Origin of the sequence: Crystallibacter degradans, assembly GCF_012952295.1 — a bacterium.
In the GTDB taxonomy this organism is placed as follows: Bacteria; Actinomycetota; Actinomycetes; order Actinomycetales; family Micrococcaceae; genus Crystallibacter; species Crystallibacter degradans.
In genome coordinates this window covers 1-2,894 of record NZ_JABBCH010000047.1, presented here as the reverse complement: position 1 = coordinate 2,894, position 2,894 = coordinate 1, and the positions used below count along the sequence as shown (strand labels likewise).

The following is a 2,894-nucleotide window of genomic DNA, read 5'->3' as shown; positions in this document are numbered from 1 at the left end:
CGAATCATGAAAATATGTCGAGAATCGTTCCGGAGGAAAAACCAGCCAGATCGCCCAATGTCCGCGCGGAATAAGGAGTCAGCGCTCTCAATACGAACTGACGGGATTCGAGATAGCGACCGTCCACCGCACCCACCGCCCCGAAACCAAAAGCGCCGACGAACCGGCGGGGGAGCCCGCTGGTGTGCACCCGGTGGACCTGCTGCCCATGAGCCCGCGCGAATACGCCGACGACGATGCCTGGTTCGGGAAAACCGCCAACCCGGAAGGCCGGGGCAAACCGGCCCCGCTGGAGGACCGGAATGCGCCGGTGGAGGAGCCGGTCTTCAAAGGACTGGCGCTGCAGCCCGGGACGTTGACCGGGAACTGGCACACGACCGGGCCAGCAACCCCGGCACCTGCCAGGAGCGTTGACTGAGCCTTTTTCAGGAAGGGTAAAAGTGAAGGCCCTGGCCGCGCGAAACATCGTTGGGGGGAATGTGTCCGCGCGGCCGGGAGCCGACAAAAAGTCCCAGGCCGGATAAAACCAGTTTTGGGGAAACCATTATCAACAGCCCGGAACCAGGGAATAGTTTACATGAGCAAAAATAAGCCGGCTTCCTTCACCCCGTACTTCGCCGAGGACGACGCCGGACAGGTGCGGGCGGCGTTCCTGGCCGCCGGCCATGCCGAAGGCTATGCCTCCATTTCGGAACTGATCGAAGCGGCCACCCTGCGCGAAGTGCGCCGGTTGGCGCGCAAATACAACCAGTCCCGGCCCTGGGAGCCGGCGCCGCCCGGGACCCTGCGGCCCGGACAACGAACACGGGAAGAACAACGATGACCGACAGCCCCGCCGGACGCAATTCCTCAAACTCGACGACGTCATGGGAATCATCAACAGCTCCCCGCGCCCAGACCTCGGCCCTGGTCCGCTCCGGAGACCTCGAAGGGATCCAGATCGGGGGGCGGGAATTATCTTCAGTTCACTCCAGCTCATAAGGTGGAACCCGCAGGAAAACAGCGTTGGCCAGGCAGCGCCATCGCCCGGGCAACGAGGAAACGTGAGGTACGAAGCCGTGATAAACCGGGTTTTGAAGCAAGGGAAGTGCTGCCGTGGCTGAGCGACGTTTCATGACCCTCGGCGATGTCGGTGAGGAGCTGAACATTTCCTCGACGCAGGCTTACGCCCTGGTACGCTCCGGCGAATTGCCCGCCATTCAGATTGGGGGACGTGGTTATCTCCAGTCCGATCTCTCTGTGGATGCGCAAAAGATGGCTTTGACCTGCGGAAACGGTAGCGTCCTCGGTTTAGGCCAGCGTGAGGATCGTGAGGATCGAGCGCTTGCATTTTGCATTAGTCTGGTCCATGGAGGTGCGTGTTTTGGCTGAGAAAAGGTTCTTGACTCTGGCTGATGTGGGCGAGGTATTGAACATCTCGTCGTCCCAGACCTATGCCTTGGTACGTTCCGGTGAATTGCCCGCGATTCAGATAGGGGGCCGGGGTCAATGGCGCGTGGAGACTCATATTTTAGAAGAGTTCATCGCGCGCGCTTATGAGAAGTCGGCTGCCGCTGTCAAGGACGCAGCCCCTGCCGAACGGCGGGAAAGTTCTAGCCGGTAGGACTGCCTTGGGCATGCAGTGATGTCACTTTGTTGTTGTCCTGGATGAGGATGCGGTTGTTGCGCCGGGCCGCGCGGAGCTGGTCCACCGCATCTTCGAGCTTGTCCTGTGTCTGTGTCAGTTGTTGCTCTGACTCCTGGAGTTGATTGCGTGCACGGGCCAAGGCGTCTTCCAGTCCCTGAATTCGTGTAGTGAGTTCGTCGGTAGTCCGTTGCTCGAGCTGGGCTCCGACGCTCGATTTGATGATGTCCTTGTATTTGTCTCTCTCCGCTGTTGTTTTCCTTAGTCGCACGGCGAGGTGGGCCAGTTCGTTGGTCAGGCTGGAGACGCTCATGGAGTCGCGGGCCGGGCCCGCGCGGAGGTTGGTCTTGCCCGTTTTCCGGCGGGCTGCGTCGTGAACAGCCTGTTTGAGTTCCGGCACGTTGTGGATCAGCCAGGTGCTCACTCCTGCGTGCCGTGCGACGGCGGGGATAGTGATCCGGTCGGACTCCCCGGCAAGGGCCGTGATGCTGCGGAAGACCGCATCGCGTTTGCGCCGGCTGTCGGCCTTTTTAGCGGCGATAAGGTTTTCGGTCCGCCGGGCTGATTGCCGGTCGTTGGAAGCCGGCGGGTTCATCGTTCCTTCGGAGTCAGCGGCAGCATTTTCCGCCCGTTCCCGGGCCCTTCGGCAGCGGGAGCGAGGGCGAGGTTTTGCAGCAGCTCAGTTGCCTTGTCGATGTCTGCCTGTTCCTCCGGGGAGAGACTGTCCTTGGTCAGGGTCAGCAATCGGCGGATCCGTTTATAGGAGGCGATTTCGGCTTTGATGCCGTCGAGGATCCAGCCTTCGGCGAGGGGCGCCGCGAGCTCAAGGTCTGAAGTCAGGGCGACGATGTGTGAATCGATGACCGGCAGGTGGGAGACGTTGGCCCGGAAGTATGAACAGCCGCCGCACTTACTGCGTGCGGGACAAGCTTGTCCGCCGGCTTTGACGTTGGACGGTTCGGTGCAGAGTCCCAACGGCGTTGCCACTGAATTGCGGACGTAGGCGGCATAGTCCTTGGGCACTTGCAGCGTGCCGTGTTTGTTGATTGTAGTTGTGCTGACCAAACGGATCGCTTCTTCCTTGCGCCTGCGGTTCAGGAGGATGTATCCGGCGGACGTTTCGAACTTCTTATGGTTCATCAGTGCGCTCGTCAAGTTTTTGAGACAGTTCATCGTTGATTTTGGTTATGCGGCCAGGGGTTCCTGGTCGCGGGTTTGATGGGCGGCGAGGGCTGCCGCGGGGGCTTTACCGCCGGCTCTGGCGTTGGGC

6 protein-coding genes are annotated in these 2,894 nt (G+C 60.9%); 4 read left to right on the top strand and 2 right to left on the bottom strand.

Annotated elements, in window-relative coordinates:
• Positions 1-184: 184 nt before the first annotated feature.
• The 4 genes from HGO92_RS22965 to HGO92_RS22950 all read left to right on the top strand — a co-directional run bounded on the left by HGO92_RS22965 (position 185) and on the right by HGO92_RS22950 (position 1,603).
• The gene (locus HGO92_RS22965) at positions 185-418 is read left to right on the top strand and encodes a hypothetical protein (protein WP_169999012.1); all 234 of its coding nucleotides are present in this window, start codon (positions 185-187) and stop codon (positions 416-418) included.
• 159 nt (positions 419-577) lie between these two features.
• Positions 578-823, top strand: coding sequence for a ParB family protein (locus tag HGO92_RS22960; protein ID WP_169999009.1), 246 nt, complete (start codon positions 578-580; stop codon positions 821-823).
• Between the two features lie 290 nt (positions 824-1,113).
• Complete coding sequence (locus HGO92_RS22955) at positions 1,114-1,371, top strand: helix-turn-helix domain-containing protein (protein ID WP_169999015.1); 258 nt, start codon at positions 1,114-1,116, stop codon at positions 1,369-1,371.
• Complete coding sequence (locus HGO92_RS22950; RefSeq protein WP_169999006.1) at positions 1,349-1,603, top strand: helix-turn-helix domain-containing protein; 255 nt, start codon at positions 1,349-1,351, stop codon at positions 1,601-1,603. The genes HGO92_RS22955 and HGO92_RS22950 overlap by 23 nt, the downstream gene beginning before the upstream one ends.
• Here the strand turns inward: HGO92_RS22950 and HGO92_RS22945 are convergent.
• Positions 1,593-2,219, bottom strand: coding sequence for a DUF6262 family protein (locus HGO92_RS22945; protein WP_169999003.1), 627 nt, complete (start codon positions 2,217-2,219; stop codon positions 1,593-1,595). The two genes, HGO92_RS22950 and HGO92_RS22945, sit on opposite strands and share 11 nt — an antisense overlap.
• Positions 2,216-2,764, bottom strand: a complete 549-nt coding sequence (locus tag HGO92_RS22940) for a hypothetical protein (RefSeq protein WP_169999000.1) — start codon at positions 2,762-2,764, stop codon at positions 2,216-2,218. Before HGO92_RS22940 ends, HGO92_RS22945 begins: the two co-directional genes overlap by 4 nt.
• Between the last annotated feature and the right edge of the window lie 130 nt (positions 2,765-2,894).